Source organism: Bradyrhizobium algeriense, assembly GCF_036924595.1.
In the GTDB taxonomy this organism is placed as follows: Bacteria; Pseudomonadota; Alphaproteobacteria; order Rhizobiales; family Xanthobacteraceae; genus Bradyrhizobium; species Bradyrhizobium algeriense.
Map to the genome: position 1 here is coordinate 4,772,041 of NZ_JAZHRV010000001.1, position 20,383 is coordinate 4,792,423.

Here is a 20,383-nt window from a genome sequence, read left to right on the forward strand (position 1 = left end):
TCACTGGCCGGCTTCGTGACGGGCATCGCCGGTCATTCGCCATCGTGCCCGGACCCCGCTTCCGCCATCTCGCGCAGCATCTCGGCATTCAGCACAACGATGGCACCGTGCTCGAGACGCACCCAATCGCGGCCTGCCCAGGCGCGCAACTGCTTGTTGATGCTCTCCCGGGTCATGCCAACCATCTCGCTGATCTCCTGCTGCGTGATCGCGATGGTTCGGCCCTGCGCGGCAGAGGTGTGCTTTTCGGATAGGCGAAGCAGCGCACTGGCCAGCCGTCCCGGCAGATTCTGCAGGATAATCTGCTCGACCTGATCGCTGGTCGACCGCAACCGCTCGCAGAGCAATTCGATAAATTTCATTGCCAACGCCGGTTGAGCCTTCACAAAGGGGATGAATTCGCGCCGGTCGATAACGAAGAGTTCGCAATTGCTGTTTGCGATGGCATCGGTCGAGCGGGCTTGTCCGTCGAGCAGCGCGATCTCGCCGAAAATTTCCCCCGGCCCAACGATGTTCAGGATTGCGTTGCGGCCATCCGGCGAGGAAATACTCATCTTCACCGTACCCGAAATGACCGCGTACAGGCTGTGGCCGGGGTCCCCTTTGGAAAACAGCGTGGTCCCCCGCTTCAGCGAGGAGTGCTTGGCGTAACGGCAGAGCTGCTCGAACGCCTCTGGCTCGAGGTCGGCAAAAATCGGGTGCTTGCGCAAGACCGACAGTTTGCCGCTTGAGAACCCGTGAGCTTCACCCGTCCTTTGTTGAGGCACGTCAGTCAAACTCCAGAGAAAGCTGCAGGGGATGCAGCCCTTCCGTAATCAACGCCGGTCAGCTTTTCAACCGGAAAGCATCAAAACGCGTCGATTTGGCGGCCGGAATGCGAAAACGATGCCCAGTGTTAACGCTCCAATAACCGTGGAACCTGCGACAAGATAGTACAGCCAATCGAGCCGAGGCGCTTGCAGCAGCAGCATCCATCTGCCGGCCAGCACAATAGCTACCCTCAGCAGGCTGACAAGCAGCGGGGTCGTCGCCTGTCCCCATCGCTGATAGGCGGAAAACAGTATCACAAATGCGCCATAAGCCCGTAAACCAAGCCCGTCGCGTAGAAATAGCCGGATGCCGCAGAGACAACTCCTTCGGCATGGGTAAAAAGGCCTGCGATCGATCTTCCCGAAAACGCCACTCCAACCAGGGGGTAAGACGGCCCAGCCATGTCGCATATTGCGCCATCCCCCTCGGTGAACCTTTCCTCGCACGATCGCACTAACGGCTCGCATCAGGCCGCGCACCGACCCGACAGGCCACCGGCGTCCGCGGCGTCATCCGCCCGGCGGCTATTCCTTGGCTATTCCTTGGCGATTCCCGTTTCCCTGATCACGCGCTCATACTTGGCGAGCTGATCGCGCGTCATGGCGCGCAACTCCGCCGCCGAACTGCCGCGGACCGCGAAGCCCAGCTCTTCAAGTTTGCGGCGCACGTCGGGATCGCCGACCGCCTTCAACACCCCGGCATTCAAACGGGCAATGATGTCCTTCGGGGTGCCGGCAGGAGCCAGAATTGCAAACCACGAGTTGAAGAAAAAGCCGGGCAGGCCGGACTCCGAGACGGTCGGCACATCAGGGAATTGCGACAATCTCTTCTCGGTGGTCACCCCGATCAGCCTGAGTTGACCGCCGCGCACGAGCGTTGCGACCGTGCCCAGGCCCTGGAAACCGACAGGAATCTGGCCGGCGGCAATGTCGGTTGCGGCTTGGGTGGCGCCCTTGTAGGGCACATGCGTCAGCGATATGCCGGCAGCCGACGCGAACATCGCCATCGCCAGATGCTGCGGGCTTCCTGGCCCGCCCGAGCCATAATCGATCTTGCCGGGTGCCGCCTTCGCGGCCGCGATCAGATCTGCTGCGCTCCTGAAGCTCGCCTGATTGTTAGCAATCAGCCCCCACTCCACCGTCGCGACCAGCGACACCGGCTCGAAATCCCTGAGGATCTCCCAGCGCATCTTCGACTGCAGGTTCGGCACCATCGTCATGATGCTGTCGTTGAATCCGCCAATCGTGTAACCGTCCGGTTCGGCGCGAGCGACGGCCTCGGCCCCGATCAGCCCCGACGCGCCCGGCTGGTTCAGGATCACGATTTGCTGGCCCATATTGTCGGCCATCTTCTGGGTGACGATCCGCGCAGCGACATCGACCGCACTTGCCGCGGCCAGCGGCACGATCATCTTGATCGGCCGGTCGGGATAACTCCCCTGGGCAATCGCTTGGTGGCTTGAGAACAGCGCGAGCGCCGGAATCAGCAAATGGACCAGACGCATACATTCCCCCCTGATCGGGCAAGCTTGCTCAATCGCAGCCGCCTCTGTTGAGGAAAGATTGCGCTCGAACTCTCCGCTTTGCAATCGGTCCGGAAATTGGACTGGCCCGGGTACCGAATGCCCACCAAGGGCGCGCGGTGACTAAAGGAGCTTGCCGTCCGGTCCAAAAAACGGATGCGGCCCGTCGAAGGTACCGATGGGGACTTGATGGGTCACAACCGTGCCGAATCCCTCCCCCGGAAGCCAGCTATGGAGATGGAAGGCCGGCGGCTCGACCTTGAAGGAGGGTTCGCGCAGTTCGGCCAGATCGAGATCGACGGCATGGTTTGGGGCCGGACAGATCGTGGTCGGCACGCCCGCAAACATGGTCAGTGTCGCGCGATGGACATGCCCGGTTGCGATCAACTGCACGCGGGGATGATGGCGCACGATAGGCGCGAGTTCGCTTGCGTTGACGAGATTCTGGCGGTCCATGTGCCAAATGCCCGCCTTGAACGGGGGATGGTGCAAAAACAGCAGTGCCGGCCGGTCGGGCGACGAAGCCAGAGTAGTATCAAGCCATTGCAGCGTAGGCTCTTCGAGTTCGCCATGCGGCTTTCGATGTACGCTTGAATCCAGCAACAGCAGATCGAGCCCGGCGACCTCGATCTTCTGATTGAGCGGCCCTGATACGAAGGCATACGAAGCGGAAGGAAACGCGGCGCGCATCAACTCGCGCGAATCGTGATTGCCGGGAATACCTGCGAACGGAAGCTTGAGTGGCGCCAGCAGCCGCTTGAGATATTGATATTCCTCAGCTGTCGGCGTGTCGGCGAGATCGCCGGAGATCACCACAAAATCCGGCGCAGGGTCGAATGCGTTCAGTGCTGCAATGCAGCGTTCGAGCGCGTTCGCTGTGTCGACCTTGCCGTAGGCAAGCGATCCCGGCGGCTTGATATGCAGGTCGGAAATCTGGGCAATATGAACCGGTTTTGGCGACATCGGCCTTCTCAATTTTCAGGCGGCAACAGGCGGACGGCGTCCGGCGAAATCGACAACCCGATGCGCTCGCCTGCCTTGGCTTGAACCGTATTCGGCGCGTCGACGGTGAGCAACCTGTTGGACGCGTTGCTGACGACCAGCCGTTGCCTGTCGCCTATGAAGCTGACGCTGTCGATGATACCCGAAAGCGACGCGCTTCCGGCTGACGTCACGCGAATGGTTTCGGGGCGGATCATCGCGACCGCCGCCGGCATGTCCACATCGCAGCGAATTGGCTGCCGTCCGCCCGGCAACACGAGATGGCCGCCCTCGATGGCCGCTTCGACGATATTCGCGGCGCCAATGAATTCGGCGACAAAGCGACTTCGCGGCGTGAAGTAGATCTCGCGCGGCGTGCCGATCTGGGCAATCGCTCCCTTTTGCATGACGACGACGCGATCGCCGAGCTCCATGGCCTCGGACTGATCGTGGGTCACATAAATCGTGGTGATGCCCAGCGCGCGCAGCAGGCGGTTCAGTTCGCCGCGCAGCCGATCGCGCAACGCGGCGTCGAGCGCGGTCAGCGGCTCGTCGAGCAACAGGATGCCCGGCCGGATCGCAACCGCACGCGCCAGAGCGACGCGTTGACGCTGCCCGCCGGAAAGCTGGTCGATGCGACGGTTCTCAAGCCCGGAGATGTTGGTCAACGCCACCAGTTCGGCGACGCGTGCCGCCCGCTCCCTAGCCGGTATCCCGCGGATCTTTAGACCATAGCCGATATTGTCCGATACGGTCATGTTGGGGAAAAGCGCGTAAGACTGGAACACCATGCCGACGTTGCGCCGCTCGATCGGCACCGCCGTCATGTCCTTGCCGTCGAACAGCACCCTGCCGCCGGCATCGGGCGCTTCGAGCCCCGCGATGATGCGCAGCATGGTGGTTTTGCCGCAGCCGGAGGGGCCGAGCAGCACCAGCGTTTCGCCACGCGCGATGTCGAGCGTCGCAGGTTCGAGCGCTCGGGTTCCGTCGGCAAACGTCTTGCCGCAGGCCTCGATATGCACCGAGGCGCCATGTCCGGCCTGCGCACTCATCTCTTCTGTTCCTTCTCGGCAAACAATTGCATTGCAACCAGCAGCGGGATGATCATCACGAAGAAGATCAGCGTATAGGCCGACGCCACCTCCAGCCGCATCGAGGCATAGCTGTCGGCCAGTCCGATCGGCAGCGTCTTGGTGAGCGGCGTATGCAGCATCCAGGTCAGGTTGAATTCACCGAGCGACAACGTCACCACCATCAGGCTGCCCGCCAATATCCCCGGCGCCGCGTTGGGCACGATCACGTCGCGGAAGCGACGCCACGGCGATGCACCGAGCGATGCTGCGCCCTCGTCCAGCGTCTTGATGTCGACGGTCGCGAACACGGCCATGACCGATCGCACCATGAAGGGCATGGTGAAGATGACATGGCCTGTGAGAATGAATAGCCAAGAGCGGCGAAAATCGCCAAACCCGCCATAGGTCAAGAGCAATGCCAGCGCGATGGCCAGGCCAGGGATCGCCAACGGCAGGGTGATGATCTCCTCGACAATCCGCGACAGGCGCCCTCCCCGCACATGCAAGGCATAGGCGGCGGGAACGCCCACGGCGAGCGTTACCGCAAGCGTCGCAAATGCGACCACGAAGGACAGCAGGATGGTGCCGGCATAGAGCTGCCATACCTGCACGACCCATTGCAGGGTCACGCCCGATTGGATGCCACGGAAATAATTCACGGTCACGCCGGCGGAAATCGACAGGATCGCCGGTACAACCAGGAATGCGGCGACCAGCAGTGTGAAAATGAGTTGGCCGGTGAGGATCAGGCGATCGCGCATGGCCTCATCCAGCCGCCGCAACGGCGCTTCCGCTGAAGGAGCGAGCAAGCGCAAGAATAAACCAGGTGATGATGCCAAGCCCGACCGACAGCGCGGCCGAGATGGAGAAATTCGCAGCCAGCGTGAATTCGGTATAGATCAGCATCGGCAGTACATCGATGTTCGTCGCCAGGGTAAACGCCGTACCGAACGCGCCCATCGCGGTCGCAAAGGCAATGGCGCCGGAAGCAACGAAAGCCGGCGCCAGCGCCGGCAGAACGACATCGCGCTGCACCGCCCACGGGCCCGCGCCGAGCGAACGCGCGGCTTCCTCCAGGCCGACATCGAGCTTCTGCACCGCGGCCATGATGGTGAGAATGACGCGCGGGATGGAAAAATAGAGATAGCCGAGAAACAGGCCGTAGATCGAATAGGCGAAGACCAGCTTCTCGCCAAACAGCCGGTTGGAGAAATCGCCGATCAGGCCCTGCCGCCCGGCGAGGAGAATGATCATGAAGCCGACCACCACGCCGGGAAACGCCAGCGGAAAGGTCAGCATCGCAATCAGAACGGCGCGACCCGGGAAACGATGCCGTTGCAGGAACATTCCAGCGATCGTCGCCACGATCAGGGTCACAATAGTGGTCGCGGCGGCCAGCAGGACGGTGTTGACAAGCGTCGCACGGTAACGCGGCTCGGTCAGGATCGCGAGATATCCCGCGAGCCCCTGCGGTCCGCCTGCCCCGGTTACAACCAGCCGCGCCATCGGCAACAGGAAAAATGCCGCCGTCACCACCGCAAGCGGCAGCAGGCATGACCAGACAAAGGACTTATGTGACATCAGAAGATAGCGCCCCATCGAAGGGGCACCATATTGCCTCAACGGACTTCGGCGAGATAGCGGTCGACAAAGCCTTTTTGCACGTTTTCCATCTGGCCCCAGTCGACGTTCTTCGCGCGCGCATAGTCGCTGTCAGGCAGGAACTTCTTCTTCACGGCTTCGGGCAATTCGATCGGCCGCGCCGGGCGGAGGTAGGCGTTGGTCCAGATCGCCTGTCCCTTGTCGGACAAGAGATAATCCAGCACCTTCTTCGCCTTGTCCTTGTCGGGTGCGTTCTTGACGAGGCCGACGACGTAGGGAAACACCACCGATCCCTCGCAGGGGATCACGAATTCAAAATTGCCCTTTTCTGAGTATTTCGCGCGATAGGCATTGAAATCATAGTCGAACAGGATTGGCATCTCGCCGGAGACAACCCGGGCGTAGGACGTCTGCTTGGGAACGATTGGATCATTCTTCCGCAGGTCCTTGAAGAAATTGATCGCGGGATCGAAATTCGCCTCGGAGCCGCCGAGCGCCAGATTGATCGCGACCGCGCCGACATACCCGACCGCGGCCGACGACGGATCGAGATAACCGACCATGCCCTTATAGTCCGGCTTCAGCAGATCCTTCCAGCAGGCCGGCACCGGCTTGCCGCCGAGCGCGTCCTTGTTCACGAACAGGCCAAGCGTACCGGAATGAATCGTGGTCCAGTAGCCGTCGGCATCTTTCAGGCCGGCGGGGACCTGGTCCCATTTCGCCGGCTTGTAAGGCTCAAGCGCATCCTGCGCTTTTGCCTTCATGCCGAAGGTGACACCGAAATAACCGATATCGCCGACGGGATTGTTTTTCTCGGCGAGGATCTGAGCCAGCGCCTGGCCGGAATTCTTGTTGTCGTGCGGAATGTCGTAGTTCAGATCGGCCTTGATCGCCTTGAGCATCGAAGCCCAGTCCGCCCATTCCGGCGGGCAATTATAGCAGATGACGTCGGCCGCTTTGGCGGACTGCCAGGGCGCGATTAGCGACAGCGCCAGCAAGGCAAGTACAAAACGGACGGTCTTCATGGGTCACTCCGGTTTAGGCGGCAATTGACGATCTCATCACCGACCGGTGTGCAAGTATAGGCCGCGTATGAAGGTTTTGCGACAAGGCGTTTTTGCTATGCAGCAAACCTGCACGACGCCAGCGGCATCCGGCAATTTCGCTGGCCGGCGATTTCCGGTAGCATCCGGCGCTAGAGGAGAGACTCATGTACCAACCTCCAGGCGTGAAGACCTCGCCCGATCTTCTAATTCCTGACCGGATGAGAGCCTGGGTGCTCGGCGATCCGGATCAGCTCCTGCTGCAGGAGAAGCCAGTACCTGTGCCTTCACGCGCCGAAGTCCTGATCCGGATCGATGCCGTTGCGATCTGCGCCACCGATCTCGAAATCATTCATTCGGGATCGCCGGCCAGCATTGAAGGCGGCCTGCCCTTCAACAAGAATTTCACGCCGGGCCACGAGTATATGGGCACGGTCGCCGCGCTCGGACCCGATGTCGACGAATTCAAGATCGGCGAGCGGATCAGCGTGGAGATCCACGCCGGCTGCGGCCAGTGCAAGCGCTGCCGCCAGGGCATGTATACCTCATGTCTGAATTACGGAAAGCCGGAGAAGGGCCATCGCGCGAACGGCTTCACGACGGACGGCGGCTTTGCCGAATACGCCGTCAATCACATCAACACGCTGGCGCGGGTGCCCGACACCATGAGTGACGCGGAGGCGACGCTGGTCGTTACCGCGGGTACCTCGATGTATGGGCTGACGGAATTGGGAGGGTTGGTGGCCGGCGAGAGCGTGGTGGTGATCGGCCCGGGGGCGATCGGACTACTCGCGGTGGCCGTTGCCAAGGCGCTCGGCGCCGGCCCGGTCATCCTGACGGGAACACGCAACAGAAGGCTGACGATCGGCCGGGAACTCGGTGCCGATCGTGTCGTCAATATCAACGACGAGGACGCGGTTGAGGTCGTCAGACAACTCACCGGCGGTATCGGCGCGGACTATGTGGTCGAGTGCGCCGGCACCGAGGCGACGATCAACCAGGCCATTCAAATGACCAACCGCGGCGGAAAAATCTGCCTCGCCGCGTTTCCGCACGATCCAGTCACGATGGATCTCGCGCGTCTCGTGAAGAACAATATCTATACTTTCGGAATTCGTGGCGAAGGCCGCAGCGCCACCCGCCGCGCCATGGCGCTGATGGCGGAAAAGCGTTTCGATGCCACGAAGATCCACACGCACACATTTCCGCTGGCCGACCTGCCGACCGCGTTGCGTTATGCCCGCGAGCGCGTCGAAGATGCGATCAAGGTCGTTGTGACCAACCGGCAGGCGGGCGCGGTCGCGAACGCGGCGGCCGAATAGCGCGAACGGGCGGCAGTCGCCGCCCTTCGAACTTCGTACTAAATTCGCCCCAAGGCGGTCAGGACAACCTGAGGCGTCAGAGGAATCTCCGTGATAATTGTCCCAAACGGCCTAAGTGCGTCATTGACCGCATTGGTTACCGCCGCTGCCGCACCTGCCGTGCCAGCCTCACCCGCACCCTTCGCGCCCAGCTCGGATTCCATAGTCGGTGAAACCACATGCCCGACATCGATGTCAGGCATTTCACCGGACATCGGAACCAGGTAATCGGCCATATTGGCGTTGGTTAGCTGGCCGCGTTCGTCATACACGCATTTCTCGAACAGCGCGGCGCCAAGACCCTGGACCACGCCGCCCCTGATCTGCTCATCGACCAGCTGGGGATTGATGATGGTGCCGCAATCCTCGACCACCCAGTGCTTCAGCAGCTTCACAAAGCCGGTATCGGTATCGACCTCCAGCCACGAGGCCTGAATGCCATTGGTGAAGGCGAAGGGGTATTCGCGCGGGACAAAGTGCCTGCTAGCCATAAACTCGGGCTGAATGCCCGGCGGCAGCGTATCGGGACGGAAATAGACAATGCGAGCAAGCTCGCTCAAATCGATCCGCGGCGTACCATCGATGGTATTCACGACACCATTGTTGACAATGTCGAGCTCCCCTGGCGTCGATTGCAGGACGGCGGCCGCTACGTCGAGGATGTTCTTGCGCAGCACCTTGGTGGCTTGAAGCGCGGCCTCTCCACCGATACCAGCGCCGCGCGAGGCCCAGGTGCCTCCGCCGTACGGCGTATTGTCGGTATCGCCCAGGATCACGCGGACCCGATCCATCGAAACGCCAAGCACACTTCCGACGATCTGTGCGGTAAGCGATTCCGACCCCTGTCCCTGCTCTGTGATACTTGTCTGGCAGATCACCGACCCCTGCGCGTCGAGCCGCACCGCGACGCCATCTTGCGAGGATATCTTCGCACCGCCGACGCCATAAAACGCCGCACTGGGATTCGTAACCTCGATGAAGCTGGCGATACCTATGCCACGATGGATATTTTTCGCCCGCAGAACGACCTGCTCGGCGCGCAACGCGTCGTAGTCCATCATTTTGACGAGCTTGGCGAGCGCTGCATGGTGCGACAATTGCTCGAAGCGCAAACCTGACGGCGAAGCACCGGGATAAGCGTCATCGGCAATCAGATTGCGACGGCGGATCTCGATCGGATCCATGCCGATCTTCATGGCCGCCAGATCGACCAGGCCCTCCGTCACCGAGCAGGCGATCGGATGGCCGACGGCGCGGTACTGGCACATCACGTTCTTGTTCTGGAACACGACGCGGGTCCGCGCGCGATAATTCCTCGTCACATAGGGACCCCCGACGAGATTGACGACTTGATTGGCCTCGATCGCGCTCGTGCGCGGGTACATCGAATAGGGCCCGATGCCCGTGAGATCGTCGATCTCGAATGCCGTAATGGTGCCATCGCGCTTGACGCCGATCTTTCCCTTGCAGCGATGGTCCCGGGCATGAATGTCGGTATTGAAGCTCTCGACCCGGTCGGCAACGAATTTGACCGGACGCCGCAGCAGCTTGGACAGCGCATAAGTCGCCATCTCGTCGGCATAAATGTGAACCTTGATGCCGAAGGAGCCACCGACGTCCTTGCAGACCACGCGGACCTGCGATTCCTTCAAACCGAGATGAAGCGCCGCAATATTTTGTACCATATGCGGCGCCTGCGTGCCTTGATAGATAGTCAGCTTGGCTTCCGCGGCGTTCCAGTCCGCCACCACCGCGCGCGGTTCGAGTGTCACGCCGGTGTGCCTCCCGAAAACAAACTCCGCCTCCACCACCTCGTCGCATTCGGCAAAGGCTTGATCGACGGCACCCGCATCGTGATTGCGCTCAAAAGCCAGGTTGTCGCCCAGCGAAGCATGAATCACGGCTGTCGCTGGATCGAGCGCGGTGCGCATGTCCGTTACGGCATCGAGCTCCTTATAATCGACCGAGACAAGCTCCGCGGCGTCCTCCGCCTGAGCACGACTGCTCGCCACCACGGCCGCGACCGCTTCGCCCTGCCAGCACACGCGCTCAACGGCGATGGCGCTTTGCGGAGCGGATTTGAGGCCCTTCAAATGCGAGAGTACGCCGACCCACGGCGTGATAACGGTCGAGAGTTCGTTGCCTGAGACGACGGCGATCACTCCCGGCATCTGCTTGGCCACTGAGGCGTCGATGCCATTGATCTTCGCGTGCGCGTGCGGCGAGCGCAGGAACACGACATGCACCATGCGCGGCAACTTGATATCGCTGACATAGAGCCCCCGCCCCTGCATCAGCCGGTCGAGATTCGGCCGCGGTACTGTCCTGCCGATATAGGAGTTCGGACGGTCCAGCGCGGAAAGCGTTTCAGATTTTTCCTGTGCTGATGTCATGGCAAGCGTCCGGCGCGCGCCCGCGCTGTGGTCTCGATGGCGTCGACGATGGCCTGGTAGCCGGTACAGCGGCAATAGTTTCCGGAAAGATGTTCGCGAATCTGTTCTCGATCCGGACACGGCGATTGCTTCAGCAGATCCTGCGCCGCCATCAACATTCCCGGCGTACAGAAGCCGCATTGCAGCGCGTTACGTTCCCGGAATGCAGATTGCAAGTCGGCAATCTCGCCGCTGTCGGAGACCCCCTCGATCGTCTCAACCATCGCATTGTGCGTCTGTACCGCAAGCAACAGGCAGGAACGGACGATATCGCCGTTGACGCGGACCGTGCATGCACCGCACACTCCGTGTTCGCAACCGACATGCGTGCCGGTCAGTTCAAGATGCTCGCGAAGAAAATCCGCCAAATTCAGGCGCGGCAGCACATTCGCTTCAACACGCTCACCATTGACGACAAGCGAAATCGCAACCGCATTCGTCACGCCGAAGCTCCCGTGCGGAGATCGGGGCGATCGAGCAGCGAGGATACGCAACGCGCCAACAGAACTTTCGCCAGATGCCGGCGCATGGCAGGTGTCGCCTGATGATCCTCCAGAGGGTCGAGTTCTTCATCCAATGCAGAAAACGCCTCGGATAATACTGCTGGCGTGATGGCGATATCGACCAGTTTGCCGGCAGACGCGGCTAGCATCGGGCGATCGCCGACGGCAAAGAAACCAAGGCGAAGATCAGCAAACCGCCCATCCCTGACGAAGGCCTGCGCCGCGAGACCGACGATCGCGTAGTCGCCATGTCGGCGGGCGAACTCATGAAAGAAATGCGTCGAATTTATCGGGGGCACCGGTAGTTCGACGGCGACCAGAAGTTCCTGCGGCGTAAGCGTAGTTTCGTAGATACCGACGAAGAACTCGCTTGCCGCAATCCGCCGCTCGCCGCTTGGCCCGCGAGCAATGATGGTGGCACCGAGCGTGAGCATGCAGGCAGGCAGTTCAGAAGCCGGGTCTGCATGCGCAAGACTTCCCCCGATGGTGCCGCGGTTGCGGATCGCAGGATGGGCAACATGGGCCACCGCATCCGCCAGCAAGGGAGCATGGGCTGCTATTTCCGGAGATTTCAAGAGATCGGCGTGGCGTGTCAGCGCGCCGATGGTGAGGATGTCTCCCTTCACCACGACCCCACGCAACTCGGCCAATTCGCCGATATCGATAATGAGTTCGGGCGTGATCAGGCGCAGATTCATCGCCGGCAACAGGCTCTGGCCGCCGGACAGCACCCTGGCCTTTTCGCCATGCACGGTCAGCAAATCCAGCGCATTTGCGACGCTGGTTGCGCGGGCGTAAGCGAAAGCCGAGGCTTTCATTTTTGGCGTGACCTCCCCGGCCAATTATCTGTATTTTTGCAGAATTAGAGGGTTGGGATCAACAAAGGTCAAGTTTGTTATCGGGTGAATATTTCGACTTTGAGCTTGTTTTCGAGCGACGAACGACGCACGTTCTGTGCCGATTAAAAAGCCTGCCTTTGGGGAAGAGCAGACCATGAAGCTTGGGTTCTTTACGATGCCAGTCCATCCTGTCGACAAGGATTGGCGGCTTTCGCTCAAGGAGGACCGCGAGGCTTTCCTGCTGGCCGATGAACTCGGCTTCACCGAAGCCTATGTCGGCGAGCACGTCACCGACAGGGCCGAGAATATCACTTCCTGCATAGCTTTCATTGCGTGGCTCGCGGCGGCGACCAGGCAGATCAAGCTTGGCACCGGCACCGTCAACATGCCGAACGCTCACCCGGCGGCGATTGCAGCCTCGATCGCGATGCTCGATCATATTCTCGACGGCCGCCTGATCTTCGGCATCAGCCCCGGTGGCCTGCTATCGGACGCGGAAGTGTTCGGCAATCTCGAAGCGGACAGGAATGCCATGTTCCTGGAGGCGATCAATCAGGTGCTCCAGATCTGGGCCAGCGAGCCGCCCTATAATCTGCAAGGCCAGTTCTGGAACATATCGGTTGAGAAAACCCTGATCGAAGACATCGGCCAGGGCTTCATTCCGCGCCCGCTGCAAAGGCCGCACCCGCCGATCGTGGTCACTGCGGTGGCGCCGTTCTCAAAGGGTGTCATGGAAGCCGCCGCGCGCGGCTGGGAGCCGATCTCGGCAAACTTCCTGATGCCGGCCTGGGTGAAAAGCCACTGGCCGAAATACGTCGAGGGGTGCGAACGCGCCGGCCGCCCTGCGGATATGGCAAATTGGCGCGTTGCCAAGAGCGTGTTCGTCGCCAAGGACGCAGCAATGGCGAAGGCCTACGCCACTGATCCAAATGGGCCCTATGTTTATTACTATCGCTCGCTGTTCACCAAGCTGAAGCGCGGTGGCCGCCTCGAATTGTTCAAGACGCGCCGCGATCAGCCCGACGACGAGGTGACGCTGGAGTCGATTTGCGAGAAGCTGATCATTCATGGCACGCCGGAGAGCGTGGCAGATCGACTGCTGGCGTTTCAGGAGGAGACTGGGCCTTTTGGCACACTGCTCTATGCCGGCAAGGATTGGAAGGATAGCAAACTCGGACGCCAGTCAATGATCCTGATGGCCGAAAAGGTCATGCCACGAGTCAATGCCGGTACATCCAGTGGCTCCAGGGCGGCCGAATAGTCCACCGAGATCAGGAAAGCTTGCCGTGGCCTTGAACGACCGCATCCCCTATCAAGCGCAAGTCGACCGACCGAAGCTGACGCTCCCCGGCGGCAAGAGGCTTGCGGTATGGGTTATCCTCAATGTCGAAGAATGGCGGATCGAGAATGCCATGCCTCGCACGGTGCTGAGCCCGCCGATGGGTCAGCCGCTATTACCAGACGTGCCGAACTGGTCATGGCATGAATACGGGATGCGCGCCGGCTTCTGGCGACAGTTCAAGGCGCTGACTGATCGCAAAATGCCGGTGACGTTGGCGCTCAATGCCAATGTCTGCAACGCCTACCCGCGTGTCGCGTCTGCTGCCCTCGACGCCGGATTCGAATTCATGGGTCACGGTTTCGTGCAAGGGCCGATGCACAAGGTCGAGAACCAGGCGGATGCCATCAAGCGCTCGGTCGAGACAATTTCCAAATTTGCGGGGAAGCCACCGCGGTCATGGGAAAGCCCGGGCCTCACGGAGACCGAGGAAACCCTTGATCTGCTTCGCCTCAACGGCATCGAGTATGTCGCTGATTGGGTGATCGACGATTTGCCGCAGGATATCGCCACGCCTCACGGCACTATCACCACAATTCCCTATTCGGTCGAAACCAACGACATCGTCATCCATGCGCTGCAGCATCTGCCTTCCGAGCAATTCCAGAAACGCTGCACCGATCAGTTCGACCGGCTATATCTCGAAGGCGCGTCGAACGCGCGGATCATGGCAATATCGATTCACCCCTACATCACCGGCGTGCCGCATCGCATCAAATATCTGGAGGCGCTGCTCGACTACGTCCTCGGTCACGACGGGGTGGCACTGATGACGGCCAGCGAGATTGGCGACTGGTATCGCGCAGAGATGGCAAAGAATTAAAATTGCCGCTCTACCACAGGACCGCAAGCTTCGGCGGTCCGTTCACGAGGACGCCTTGCCGTCCCCGGCAATAAAACGGCCGAAGCTGCCGCGTGCGAACAGCAGGGGTTCCTGCCGATTATAGGTGTAAGCTTCGACGGCGCCCAGGAAGATGATGTGGTCGCCGCCGTAATACCGATTGGCCGCACGGCATTGGAAATTGGCGACGCTGTCGGTCAATACCGGCGCGTTACCAAGCCCCGGCGTCCAGCTCACCCCAGCGAACTTGTCGTCCGACGATTTTGCAAACTGCGACGCCAGTGCTTGCTGGGAAGCTCCGAGAACATTGATCGTGAAATGGCTGGCATTCTGGAAAATCGTGAGTCCTTGGGAAAACATCCCCAGACTCCACAACACCAGCGGCGGATTGAGCGACACCGAGGCAAACGAGTTGCAGGTCACGCCATACGGCCTTCCATCCGCCGCCATCGCCGTGACGATGGTGACGCCTGTGGCGAACGTGCCAAGTGCATTGCGGAAGTCCCGGGGATCGATCGCCGAGTTGTCACTGGCAAATTCATTGGCCGGATCGGCCGGATGTTTGGGTGCGTCAGACATCCGCCAGCCTCAGAGCGTCAGATTTTCGGACGGCAGGCCAAGCGCCACGCGTCCATAGTTGGTTCCCGCCGCATCAAAATTGAATGCGAGGTGCGAATTCACCGCGTGGGCGTCGCGGAATTGCCGCTGCAGCGCGCCTGACGTGAACAGACTGCGCGCACCGCTTGCCGCGAACAACAGCGAGACCGCTTCGGTGCAGAGCTTCACCGCGAACGCACCATCCCGCCGCAGTCTCGTCTTTGCCGCGAGATCGGGAATGTAGCCTCGCCTTGCGTCAGCCATCGCATCGACGCAGTTCGTGCGCATGACGAGGCGGGCTGCGTCGATCTTGGCGGAGGCCTCTGCGATCTTGATTTGGGTCGTCTGCAGGTCGCTGAGTTTAGTACGATTGTAGGTCGAGGCCCGATGCCGCGCGAATTCGACGTAGTCATTCAGACATGCTTGCGCATTACCCAAGCCGACACCCGACAACACGTAAGGAAAAAGAGAGAATACCGGCAGCGCATACAGCGCGTTCGGGTTGACCGTGCTTCCCGGCGTCGGTCCGCCGGTCAGGTCGCTGACCGCGACGGTCATTTTCTCCGCAACAAAGGCATCCTCGACCCATACGTCGTTCGATCCGGTACCGCACAGTCCCGTCGCATTCCAGGTGTCATTGATCCTGTACTCACTCCTGTTAAGCAGGAATATACGGTATTCGATGCCGTCAGCCTCATCGTCCGATGACACCACGCCGGCAAGCATGTTCCAGTCGCAAGACTCGACGCCCGAGGAGAACGGCCAATGACCACGTAGGACATATCCTCCATCCGCCTTTCTCGCGCGGCCGGCTGGAAAGATGAAGGACGACGCGATCAACGTATCGGCATTCCTGCTCCAGACAGCGTCCTGCGCCTGCCGGTCAAACATGCCCAGCATCCAGTGATGGCTGGCGAGATTGGCGAAATTCCAGGCCACGGAAGCGTCCGCCTGCCCCAGCGCGTCGGCGCAATCGACCAGAGCGACATAGTCAAGCTCGGCACCTCCAACGCGTTTGGGTTGCACGATTCGGAACAGGCCGGTGTCATGCAAATCGCGCTCGGTCTCCGGCGGCAGGCGCCGAAGCTCTTCCGTCTTTGAAGCACGCTCGCGCAATTCCGGAATCAGGGCCTTGGCACGCGCAACCATGGCGACATAGCTGTCCGCACCCGGCCCCGCGGACGAACCTGCATCCGGCTTTCCGCCGCCTCCCGCCATGCTTTTTCCTCGCCTGCTCCGTTGGTGTGCGCCGCCCGAGCCTTGCCAGTCTACCGCCTGACCGCCAATGATCAAGGCGTACAGGAAGCATGGCTACTCCGCCACAAGGCGCTGGCCCCTAAAACGCAAAAACGCCCGGTGGCTGCAAGGCCACCGGGCGAGTAGAGCAATTTGCGGTACACAACGGACGAGCCGCTATTTCACGTCCTTGCGCCAATAAAGCGTATGCGGCCAGGCCCAGGGAGCCTTGGGATTGAACAGGCGATAGCCCGCGCGGATGAAGTTGTTGGCTGAGTGCATATTATCTGTGGTGTCAGAGATGATCGAACACCACCCATTCAGACGCGCACGCGCCTCCGTGGCTCGCATCAGGCGCAACTGAAGCCGATGCCCGCAATGCTCCCCCAGCACACCAACGCGGCAAAAATAGCCCGCATTGAAAACATGGGTGGATGAAATGATACCGGCGAACGCGACCGGCTCGGTTCCACGAAAGGCAAGCCACCAGTGCCCTTGATCAAATTCGGGAATGGGGGCGGCGTCAAGGAATGTCAACTGATGAAGTTCCTCGAGCGTGTCCGCAATATCATCGTCATTCCCGTCAACCTCACGAATCCGATACATCTGTCGCACCTGAATTCGAGCCCATCGCCAGTGTTTCGGTACGTCCGCAGATCATTTGCCGAGCGTCGCCTTGATGCCGAGCCACACGGCCCCGACGAATCCCGTCACAATCACCGTGATGACTGCCTTGAAGGTGTAGCTCTGTGCCTGCTCGACGCTTCTGCGCCAGCGTCGAAGATGCTGAAAATCCGCGCGCAACTCTTTGCGATCCTCTTCATCAATTCCGAACGAGGTCAGTGTCGTCGCGATCGCTTTGAGAACCACTGCATCGATATCGTCGTGACGAATCCTCTTCTGTTCGGCCAAGGTCTCGACGACGATGGCCCTGACATCCGCAGCTTGCTCCCAGGTCATCGTTTGATAATCCGCGCTACGTTCTCAAAGCCTCGTTTGGCGAAATAGAACGACACCACGAGATTCGAGGTGATCGCCGCGAATCCCGCGAGCGGATCGGTCGTGCCAAGGCCAAGAACCTTGCCCCAGATCAACAGCTTGCCGAAATAGATCGCCACGAAATATCCCATCAGCTTGTCCGGCTCATACCAGTGCCCGATCTCGGCGATGCGATACTGCATGATGGCGTTGGCTTCGGAGACCTGGGCTGCGATCTCGGCAGATGCCGTTTCGCTCGCGATCTTTTCCGAGGTGTTGCCGGCCGCCAGTTTGGCCTTGTAGCCGTCGATCAGGCCCTTGATGACGGGGCCGCCGATGAAACTGATGATGGTCATCCACATTTGCGCGCCTCCAGCGTCATCCACATCGCGAACACGACCGCCAGCGCTTCGGCGCCGAACACGCCGGGACGGACCTGGTAGAGCTGGCTCGCCATCCAGATCACCCATGCGCCGGCCAGCACGGCCGCCCATGCCAGCAGGGCAAGCGCGATCTTCATGTCAGAGCGTCCGGCGGCGGCAGACTTCGGTAATCACGCCGGCCAGCGCTGCAAAGGCCAGCATCTTGAACGCCGACTTGGCGTCCAGGCTCGACAGCTGCGTGAAGTCGTATCCCGAGAACGCCCCGATGAGCCCGGCGCCGACGATGCCGACGACGTACTGGACACGCGCCCAGAGGATCGTCACGGAATCCTTGAACCATGCCTTGACCTTGTTCCATGTGGTGATCATGATTTCCTCCTGAAAACGGTGTTGAAGATGTTGGCAATGAACGCGGCGAAGGAGCCTTTCGCCGGATTGGCGATGGATGGCGCGGCAGACTTTGCGGCTGGGCGCGGCGTGACCGGGATCGCCGGCGCGATCGTCGTGCCCGTGAACGTAATGGTGGGATCAAGCGCCATCATCGCCATCAGCAGGCCGGCGCAACCAGGCTGGCTGTCGACGACGTTCGGATCGTAGACCCCGTCGCGGACATATTTGCCGGATCTATACTGATCGGTGCCGGACCAGATGTAGGGCGACGGCCTCCCGCGCGCGGCGTAGCCAAGCCCGTTATATTGCTCGAGCTTGGCCAGCGTCCGGCCGATGCTCCAGTCCTCGTTGCGCGCGGCATACGGGGCACAATTGACGAGCGCATCGACCGCAGCCTCTTCCCAGGACCTGAACGGGCCCCTGCCAGCAGGCACATGGACGGAAACCCTGTTCCAGGGATCGCCTTGCGCCAGCGACCCCGTCCAATCCTGCGAGCACTCGCGCTGATGGATGACGGCAATCACCGCCCACGGCACGCCGGTTTTGACGGAAACGGCCTGGTATCTGGCCTTGGCATTCGCGGCCACCAGATGACGGGCAACAGAGGTGAAGTTCCGGCTCAACCTGGCATTCGCCCAGCGTTTTGCATTCGCCGCAACTAGGGCGTTAATATCGACCATCTGTATTGCTCGCTGTGGGGTTGTGGTGGTAAAGATGGGAACGCACCCTTAAGGGCGGGTCTTCTATGAGTCAGAGCGCTGAACTTCGCGACTTTTACGATGGCTATTACAATGAAGCAGTTGCAGCCAAGAGAACAATCGCGGCCAAGCAGTCCGTCGATCACCTAGTGCGACTCGGCGGCAAAAGCCTGGGGCACCTTCTGGATGTTGGGGCTGGTGATGGCGCAGTTTTGCAAGAGATAGAATCCCGCCGCATTGCATCGAAATTGGACGCGGTTGAAATCTCATCGTCAGGCATAGATCGTGTAACATCTCGCCGCTTAAGCACTCTCAATGCCATCCGGTCGTTCGACGGTTACAGACTGCCATTCGAGGACAAATCGTTTGATACGACGATAGCCATCCACGTGCTGGAACACGTTGAACACGAGCGACTTTTTCTGAATGAACTTAAGCGCGTTTCTAAACGCGTTTTCATTGAGGTGCCCCTCGAACATACATTCAGATTGCAGCGCTCGATCGTGATGGGAAAACCGTTCGGGCACATCAACCACTACACTTTTGACCGATTTATTAATCTTCTGGATACCTGCGGATTGAAGCCAGTGGCATCGAAAATTTTCCCTAACTCGTTGGCTTACGAGACCTTCGTCGGAGGCAAAGCAGCCGGCTCAGCCAAGCATGTCATACGCTCAACAGCGCTGAAGTTCGCCCCCGCGCTTGCTCCTAATGTGTTCGTATATCTTGGCGCCGCCATGTGTGACGTGGCTAGATAATACGGATGATGTAGTTGCAGACGATAGTAGGTTGAACGTTGTTGTGCGGGTTGCCGCTTGTGTTGTTCGAGGTGACTGCGATAGAGTTGGACCCCGTCGAAGTAATCGTGCCTGAGTATCCAACGCCATCGACGCCGCCGTGCGAACCGGCCCCGGCGTTAGACGAAGTAAGACCTGTGGCTGTGACGATCTGGCCTCCGCTAGCACTCACGCTGATCGAATTGCTCCCGCTGGAATTGATCCCGGTCGGCAATTGAGCGAGCGTCAGAGTGTGAACTTGGGAGCCGCCAGTAGCGCCGCGCGTGTTTCCATCTGGCGTCATCGTGGCTGATGACAAAATCGTCCCCGTCGGATCGGCCGCAGCAGAAACTCGCCCCCGCTTATCCGGCAGATTGAACGTGGTGGATCCGTCGCCAATCCCGAATGTGGTTCCCAGCAGCGCAAAGAGAGACGCATAGGTCGTGCGGGAAACCGCCTGTCCGATCGGGAATGCAAACGCGCTGTTTGGCGCAGAAGATCCCCAATAGTCCAGCCCAGCAGCGAGCGGCACATTGTACGGATTGCCGTAGAATCCCTGAAGGTAGAACACGGCATCGCTCGAATTATAGAGCGCGACGTAAGGCGTACCCTGGATCAACGTGCCCGCAAGCAATTCGGTTGACGGCGCCGATCGCAGTGGCATGGCGCCCAGCGAATCCACGTTGAGCGTCACCGTCGCGCCGTTCGTCGCATGCGGGGTGAACGCGATGATCTGTCCATCGAGCCGGGCCAGGGTTTCGAATACCCCGTAGCTCGAGACTGTATACGCCGTCGCTGTCCCGCCCGTGACGATCGCGCCTGCAATATCGTCGCGATGCTTGGCGATCGAGGCCATCATCGCTCGCCCAGAGTCGTTCACACTGGAAGGTGCCTGGCCTTCCTGCCAGTTGATCGAGGGATCGGCTGTCGCATTGCTGGCCGCCGTTTTCGACCATTTATAGAGAGTCATTTTCGAACT

The 20,383-nt window shown here is 60.3% G+C and carries 23 protein-coding genes; 4 read left to right on the forward strand and 19 right to left on the reverse strand.

All coding sequences use genetic code 11. From position 1 onward, the window contains the following. Window positions 1-32: 32 nt before the first annotated feature. From V1286_RS23055 to V1286_RS23085, 7 genes are all read right to left on the reverse strand, one after another. Window positions 33-767: a Crp/Fnr family transcriptional regulator gene (locus tag V1286_RS23055; protein ID WP_334482998.1), complete on the reverse strand. Its 735-nt coding sequence runs from the start codon at window positions 765-767 to the stop codon at window positions 33-35. 578 nt (window positions 768-1,345) lie between these two features. Next, on the reverse strand, window positions 1,346-2,314 hold the full coding sequence (locus V1286_RS23060; RefSeq protein ID WP_334483001.1) for a Bug family tripartite tricarboxylate transporter substrate binding protein: 969 nt from the start codon (window positions 2,312-2,314) through the stop codon (window positions 1,346-1,348). A gap of 141 nt (window positions 2,315-2,455) precedes the next feature. Then, window positions 2,456-3,295, reverse strand: a complete 840-nt coding sequence (locus V1286_RS23065; protein ID WP_334483004.1) for a phosphodiesterase — start codon at window positions 3,293-3,295, stop codon at window positions 2,456-2,458. An 8-nt stretch (window positions 3,296-3,303) separates the two neighbouring features. Then, window positions 3,304-4,365: an ABC transporter ATP-binding protein gene (locus V1286_RS23070; RefSeq protein WP_334483006.1), complete on the reverse strand. Its 1,062-nt coding sequence runs from the start codon at window positions 4,363-4,365 to the stop codon at window positions 3,304-3,306. Then, window positions 4,362-5,147 (reverse strand): ABC transporter permease, encoded by a 786-nt coding sequence (locus tag V1286_RS23075; protein WP_334483008.1) that lies wholly within the window; start codon window positions 5,145-5,147, stop codon window positions 4,362-4,364. The genes V1286_RS23070 and V1286_RS23075 overlap by 4 nt, the downstream gene beginning before the upstream one ends. Before the next feature lie 4 nt (window positions 5,148-5,151). Then, entirely contained in the window at window positions 5,152-5,967 is an 816-nt protein-coding gene (locus V1286_RS23080) for an ABC transporter permease (RefSeq protein WP_334489840.1), read from the reverse strand. Window positions 5,968-6,005: 38 nt separating this feature from the next. Beyond that, window positions 6,006-7,013 carry an ABC transporter substrate-binding protein gene (locus V1286_RS23085; protein WP_334483011.1) on the reverse strand — a complete coding sequence of 336 codons (1,008 nt, stop codon included), beginning with the start codon at window positions 7,011-7,013 and terminating at the stop codon, window positions 6,006-6,008. Between the two features lie 185 nt (window positions 7,014-7,198). Here V1286_RS23085 and V1286_RS23090 point away from each other — a divergent pair, with 185 nt between their 5' ends. Continuing rightward, window positions 7,199-8,353, forward strand: a complete 1,155-nt coding sequence (locus V1286_RS23090; RefSeq protein WP_334483013.1) for a zinc-dependent alcohol dehydrogenase — start codon at window positions 7,199-7,201, stop codon at window positions 8,351-8,353. 38 nt (window positions 8,354-8,391) lie between these two features. Here the strand turns inward: V1286_RS23090 and V1286_RS23095 are convergent, their stop codons facing one another. From V1286_RS23095 to V1286_RS23105, 3 genes are read right to left on the reverse strand one after another with little or no spacing between them, the layout of a single operon-like run. Then, entirely contained in the window at window positions 8,392-10,785 is a 2,394-nt protein-coding gene (locus V1286_RS23095; RefSeq protein ID WP_334483016.1) for a xanthine dehydrogenase family protein molybdopterin-binding subunit, read from the reverse strand. Beyond that, window positions 10,782-11,267 (reverse strand): (2Fe-2S)-binding protein, encoded by a 486-nt coding sequence (locus V1286_RS23100; RefSeq protein WP_334483019.1) that lies wholly within the window; start codon window positions 11,265-11,267, stop codon window positions 10,782-10,784. The genes V1286_RS23095 and V1286_RS23100 overlap by 4 nt, the downstream gene beginning before the upstream one ends. After that, window positions 11,264-12,145 carry an FAD binding domain-containing protein gene (locus tag V1286_RS23105; protein WP_334483022.1) on the reverse strand — a complete coding sequence of 294 codons (882 nt, stop codon included), beginning with the start codon at window positions 12,143-12,145 and terminating at the stop codon, window positions 11,264-11,266. Before V1286_RS23105 ends, V1286_RS23100 begins: the two co-directional genes overlap by 4 nt. A 175-nt stretch (window positions 12,146-12,320) precedes the next feature. On the opposite strand from V1286_RS23105, the gene V1286_RS23110 reads away from it, so the two are divergent. Both V1286_RS23110 and V1286_RS23115 read left to right on the forward strand, forming a co-directional pair. Continuing rightward, window positions 12,321-13,427: an LLM class flavin-dependent oxidoreductase gene (locus V1286_RS23110; RefSeq protein ID WP_334483025.1), complete on the forward strand. Its 1,107-nt coding sequence runs from the start codon at window positions 12,321-12,323 to the stop codon at window positions 13,425-13,427. Window positions 13,428-13,452: 25 nt separating this feature from the next. Further along, window positions 13,453-14,328, forward strand: a complete 876-nt coding sequence (locus V1286_RS23115) for a polysaccharide deacetylase family protein (protein WP_334483027.1) — start codon at window positions 13,453-13,455, stop codon at window positions 14,326-14,328. Between the two features lie 42 nt (window positions 14,329-14,370). Here V1286_RS23115 and V1286_RS23120 read toward each other — a convergent pair whose 3' ends face one another. The 8 genes from V1286_RS23120 to V1286_RS23155 all read right to left on the reverse strand — a co-directional run bounded on the left by V1286_RS23120 (window position 14,371) and on the right by V1286_RS23155 (window position 18,610). After that, window positions 14,371-14,925: a flavin reductase family protein gene (locus tag V1286_RS23120; RefSeq protein WP_108514829.1), complete on the reverse strand. Its 555-nt coding sequence runs from the start codon at window positions 14,923-14,925 to the stop codon at window positions 14,371-14,373. 9 nt (window positions 14,926-14,934) lie between these two features. Further along, the gene (locus V1286_RS23125; protein WP_334483029.1) at window positions 14,935-16,161 is read right to left on the reverse strand and encodes an acyl-CoA dehydrogenase family protein; all 1,227 of its coding nucleotides are present in this window, start codon (window positions 16,159-16,161) and stop codon (window positions 14,935-14,937) included. Window positions 16,162-16,356: 195 nt separating this feature from the next. Next, window positions 16,357-16,785, reverse strand: coding sequence for a GNAT family N-acetyltransferase (locus tag V1286_RS23130; RefSeq protein WP_334483031.1), 429 nt, complete (start codon window positions 16,783-16,785; stop codon window positions 16,357-16,359). Between the two features lie 51 nt (window positions 16,786-16,836). Beyond that, the gene (locus tag V1286_RS23135) at window positions 16,837-17,139 is read right to left on the reverse strand and encodes a hypothetical protein (protein WP_334483034.1); all 303 of its coding nucleotides are present in this window, start codon (window positions 17,137-17,139) and stop codon (window positions 16,837-16,839) included. Further along, a complete protein-coding gene (locus V1286_RS23140) occupies window positions 17,136-17,519 on the reverse strand; it encodes a hypothetical protein (protein WP_334483037.1) in 384 nt (127 codons plus the stop codon). Before V1286_RS23140 ends, V1286_RS23135 begins: the two co-directional genes overlap by 4 nt. Further along, window positions 17,510-17,677 carry a hypothetical protein gene (locus tag V1286_RS23145; protein WP_334483040.1) on the reverse strand — a complete coding sequence of 56 codons (168 nt, stop codon included), beginning with the start codon at window positions 17,675-17,677 and terminating at the stop codon, window positions 17,510-17,512. The genes V1286_RS23140 and V1286_RS23145 overlap by 10 nt, the downstream gene beginning before the upstream one ends. Window position 17,678: 1 nt before the next feature. Next, window positions 17,679-17,909, reverse strand: a complete 231-nt coding sequence (locus V1286_RS23150) for a hypothetical protein (protein WP_334483042.1) — start codon at window positions 17,907-17,909, stop codon at window positions 17,679-17,681. Then, window positions 17,906-18,610, reverse strand: coding sequence for a hypothetical protein (locus V1286_RS23155; RefSeq protein ID WP_334483045.1), 705 nt, complete (start codon window positions 18,608-18,610; stop codon window positions 17,906-17,908). The genes V1286_RS23150 and V1286_RS23155 overlap by 4 nt, the downstream gene beginning before the upstream one ends. A 65-nt stretch (window positions 18,611-18,675) precedes the next feature. Between V1286_RS23155 and V1286_RS23160 the strand changes: the two genes are divergently transcribed. Further along, complete coding sequence (locus tag V1286_RS23160; RefSeq protein ID WP_334483048.1) at window positions 18,676-19,386, forward strand: class I SAM-dependent methyltransferase; 711 nt, start codon at window positions 18,676-18,678, stop codon at window positions 19,384-19,386. On the opposite strand, the gene V1286_RS23165 is transcribed toward V1286_RS23160, so the two are convergent. Next, window positions 19,379-20,374, reverse strand: a complete 996-nt coding sequence (locus tag V1286_RS23165) for a phage tail protein (protein ID WP_334483050.1) — start codon at window positions 20,372-20,374, stop codon at window positions 19,379-19,381. The two genes, V1286_RS23160 and V1286_RS23165, sit on opposite strands and share 8 nt — an antisense overlap. Between the last annotated feature and the right edge of the window lie 9 nt (window positions 20,375-20,383).

Excerpts from the sequence above, each read along its gene's own strand:
- V1286_RS23060 (WP_334483001.1), bottom strand. The coding sequence starts at position 2,314 with ATGCGTCTGGTCCATTTGCTGATTCCGGCGCTCGCGCTGTTCTCAAGC.
- V1286_RS23065 (WP_334483004.1), bottom strand. The coding sequence starts at position 3,295 with ATGTCGCCAAAACCGGTTCATATTGCCCAGATTTCCGACCTGCATATC.
- V1286_RS23070 (WP_334483006.1), bottom strand. The coding sequence starts at position 4,365 with ATGAGTGCGCAGGCCGGACATGGCGCCTCGGTGCATATCGAGGCCTGC.
- V1286_RS23075 (WP_334483008.1), bottom strand. The coding sequence starts at position 5,147 with ATGCGCGATCGCCTGATCCTCACCGGCCAACTCATTTTCACACTGCTG.
- V1286_RS23080 (WP_334489840.1), bottom strand. The coding sequence starts at position 5,967 with ATGTCACATAAGTCCTTTGTCTGGTCATGCCTGCTGCCGCTTGCGGTG.
- V1286_RS23085 (WP_334483011.1), bottom strand. The coding sequence starts at position 7,013 with ATGAAGACCGTCCGTTTTGTACTTGCCTTGCTGGCGCTGTCGCTAATC.
- V1286_RS23090 (WP_334483013.1), top strand. The coding sequence starts at position 7,199 with ATGTACCAACCTCCAGGCGTGAAGACCTCGCCCGATCTTCTAATTCCT.
- V1286_RS23095 (WP_334483016.1), bottom strand. The coding sequence starts at position 10,785 with ATGACATCAGCACAGGAAAAATCTGAAACGCTTTCCGCGCTGGACCGT.
- V1286_RS23105 (WP_334483022.1), bottom strand. The coding sequence starts at position 12,145 with ATGAAAGCCTCGGCTTTCGCTTACGCCCGCGCAACCAGCGTCGCAAAT.
- V1286_RS23110 (WP_334483025.1), top strand. The coding sequence starts at position 12,321 with ATGAAGCTTGGGTTCTTTACGATGCCAGTCCATCCTGTCGACAAGGAT.
- V1286_RS23120 (WP_108514829.1), bottom strand. The coding sequence starts at position 14,925 with ATGTCTGACGCACCCAAACATCCGGCCGATCCGGCCAATGAATTTGCC.
- V1286_RS23125 (WP_334483029.1), bottom strand. The coding sequence starts at position 16,161 with ATGGCGGGAGGCGGCGGAAAGCCGGATGCAGGTTCGTCCGCGGGGCCG.
- V1286_RS23130 (WP_334483031.1), bottom strand. The coding sequence starts at position 16,785 with ATGTATCGGATTCGTGAGGTTGACGGGAATGACGATGATATTGCGGAC.
- V1286_RS23135 (WP_334483034.1), bottom strand. The coding sequence starts at position 17,139 with ATGACCTGGGAGCAAGCTGCGGATGTCAGGGCCATCGTCGTCGAGACC.
- V1286_RS23140 (WP_334483037.1), bottom strand. The coding sequence starts at position 17,519 with ATGTGGATGACCATCATCAGTTTCATCGGCGGCCCCGTCATCAAGGGC.
- V1286_RS23145 (WP_334483040.1), bottom strand. The coding sequence starts at position 17,677 with ATGAAGATCGCGCTTGCCCTGCTGGCATGGGCGGCCGTGCTGGCCGGC.
- V1286_RS23150 (WP_334483042.1), bottom strand. The coding sequence starts at position 17,909 with ATGATCACCACATGGAACAAGGTCAAGGCATGGTTCAAGGATTCCGTG.
- V1286_RS23155 (WP_334483045.1), bottom strand. The coding sequence starts at position 18,610 with ATGGTCGATATTAACGCCCTAGTTGCGGCGAATGCAAAACGCTGGGCG.
- V1286_RS23160 (WP_334483048.1), top strand. The coding sequence starts at position 18,676 with ATGAGTCAGAGCGCTGAACTTCGCGACTTTTACGATGGCTATTACAAT.
- V1286_RS23165 (WP_334483050.1), bottom strand. The coding sequence starts at position 20,374 with ATGACTCTCTATAAATGGTCGAAAACGGCGGCCAGCAATGCGACAGCC.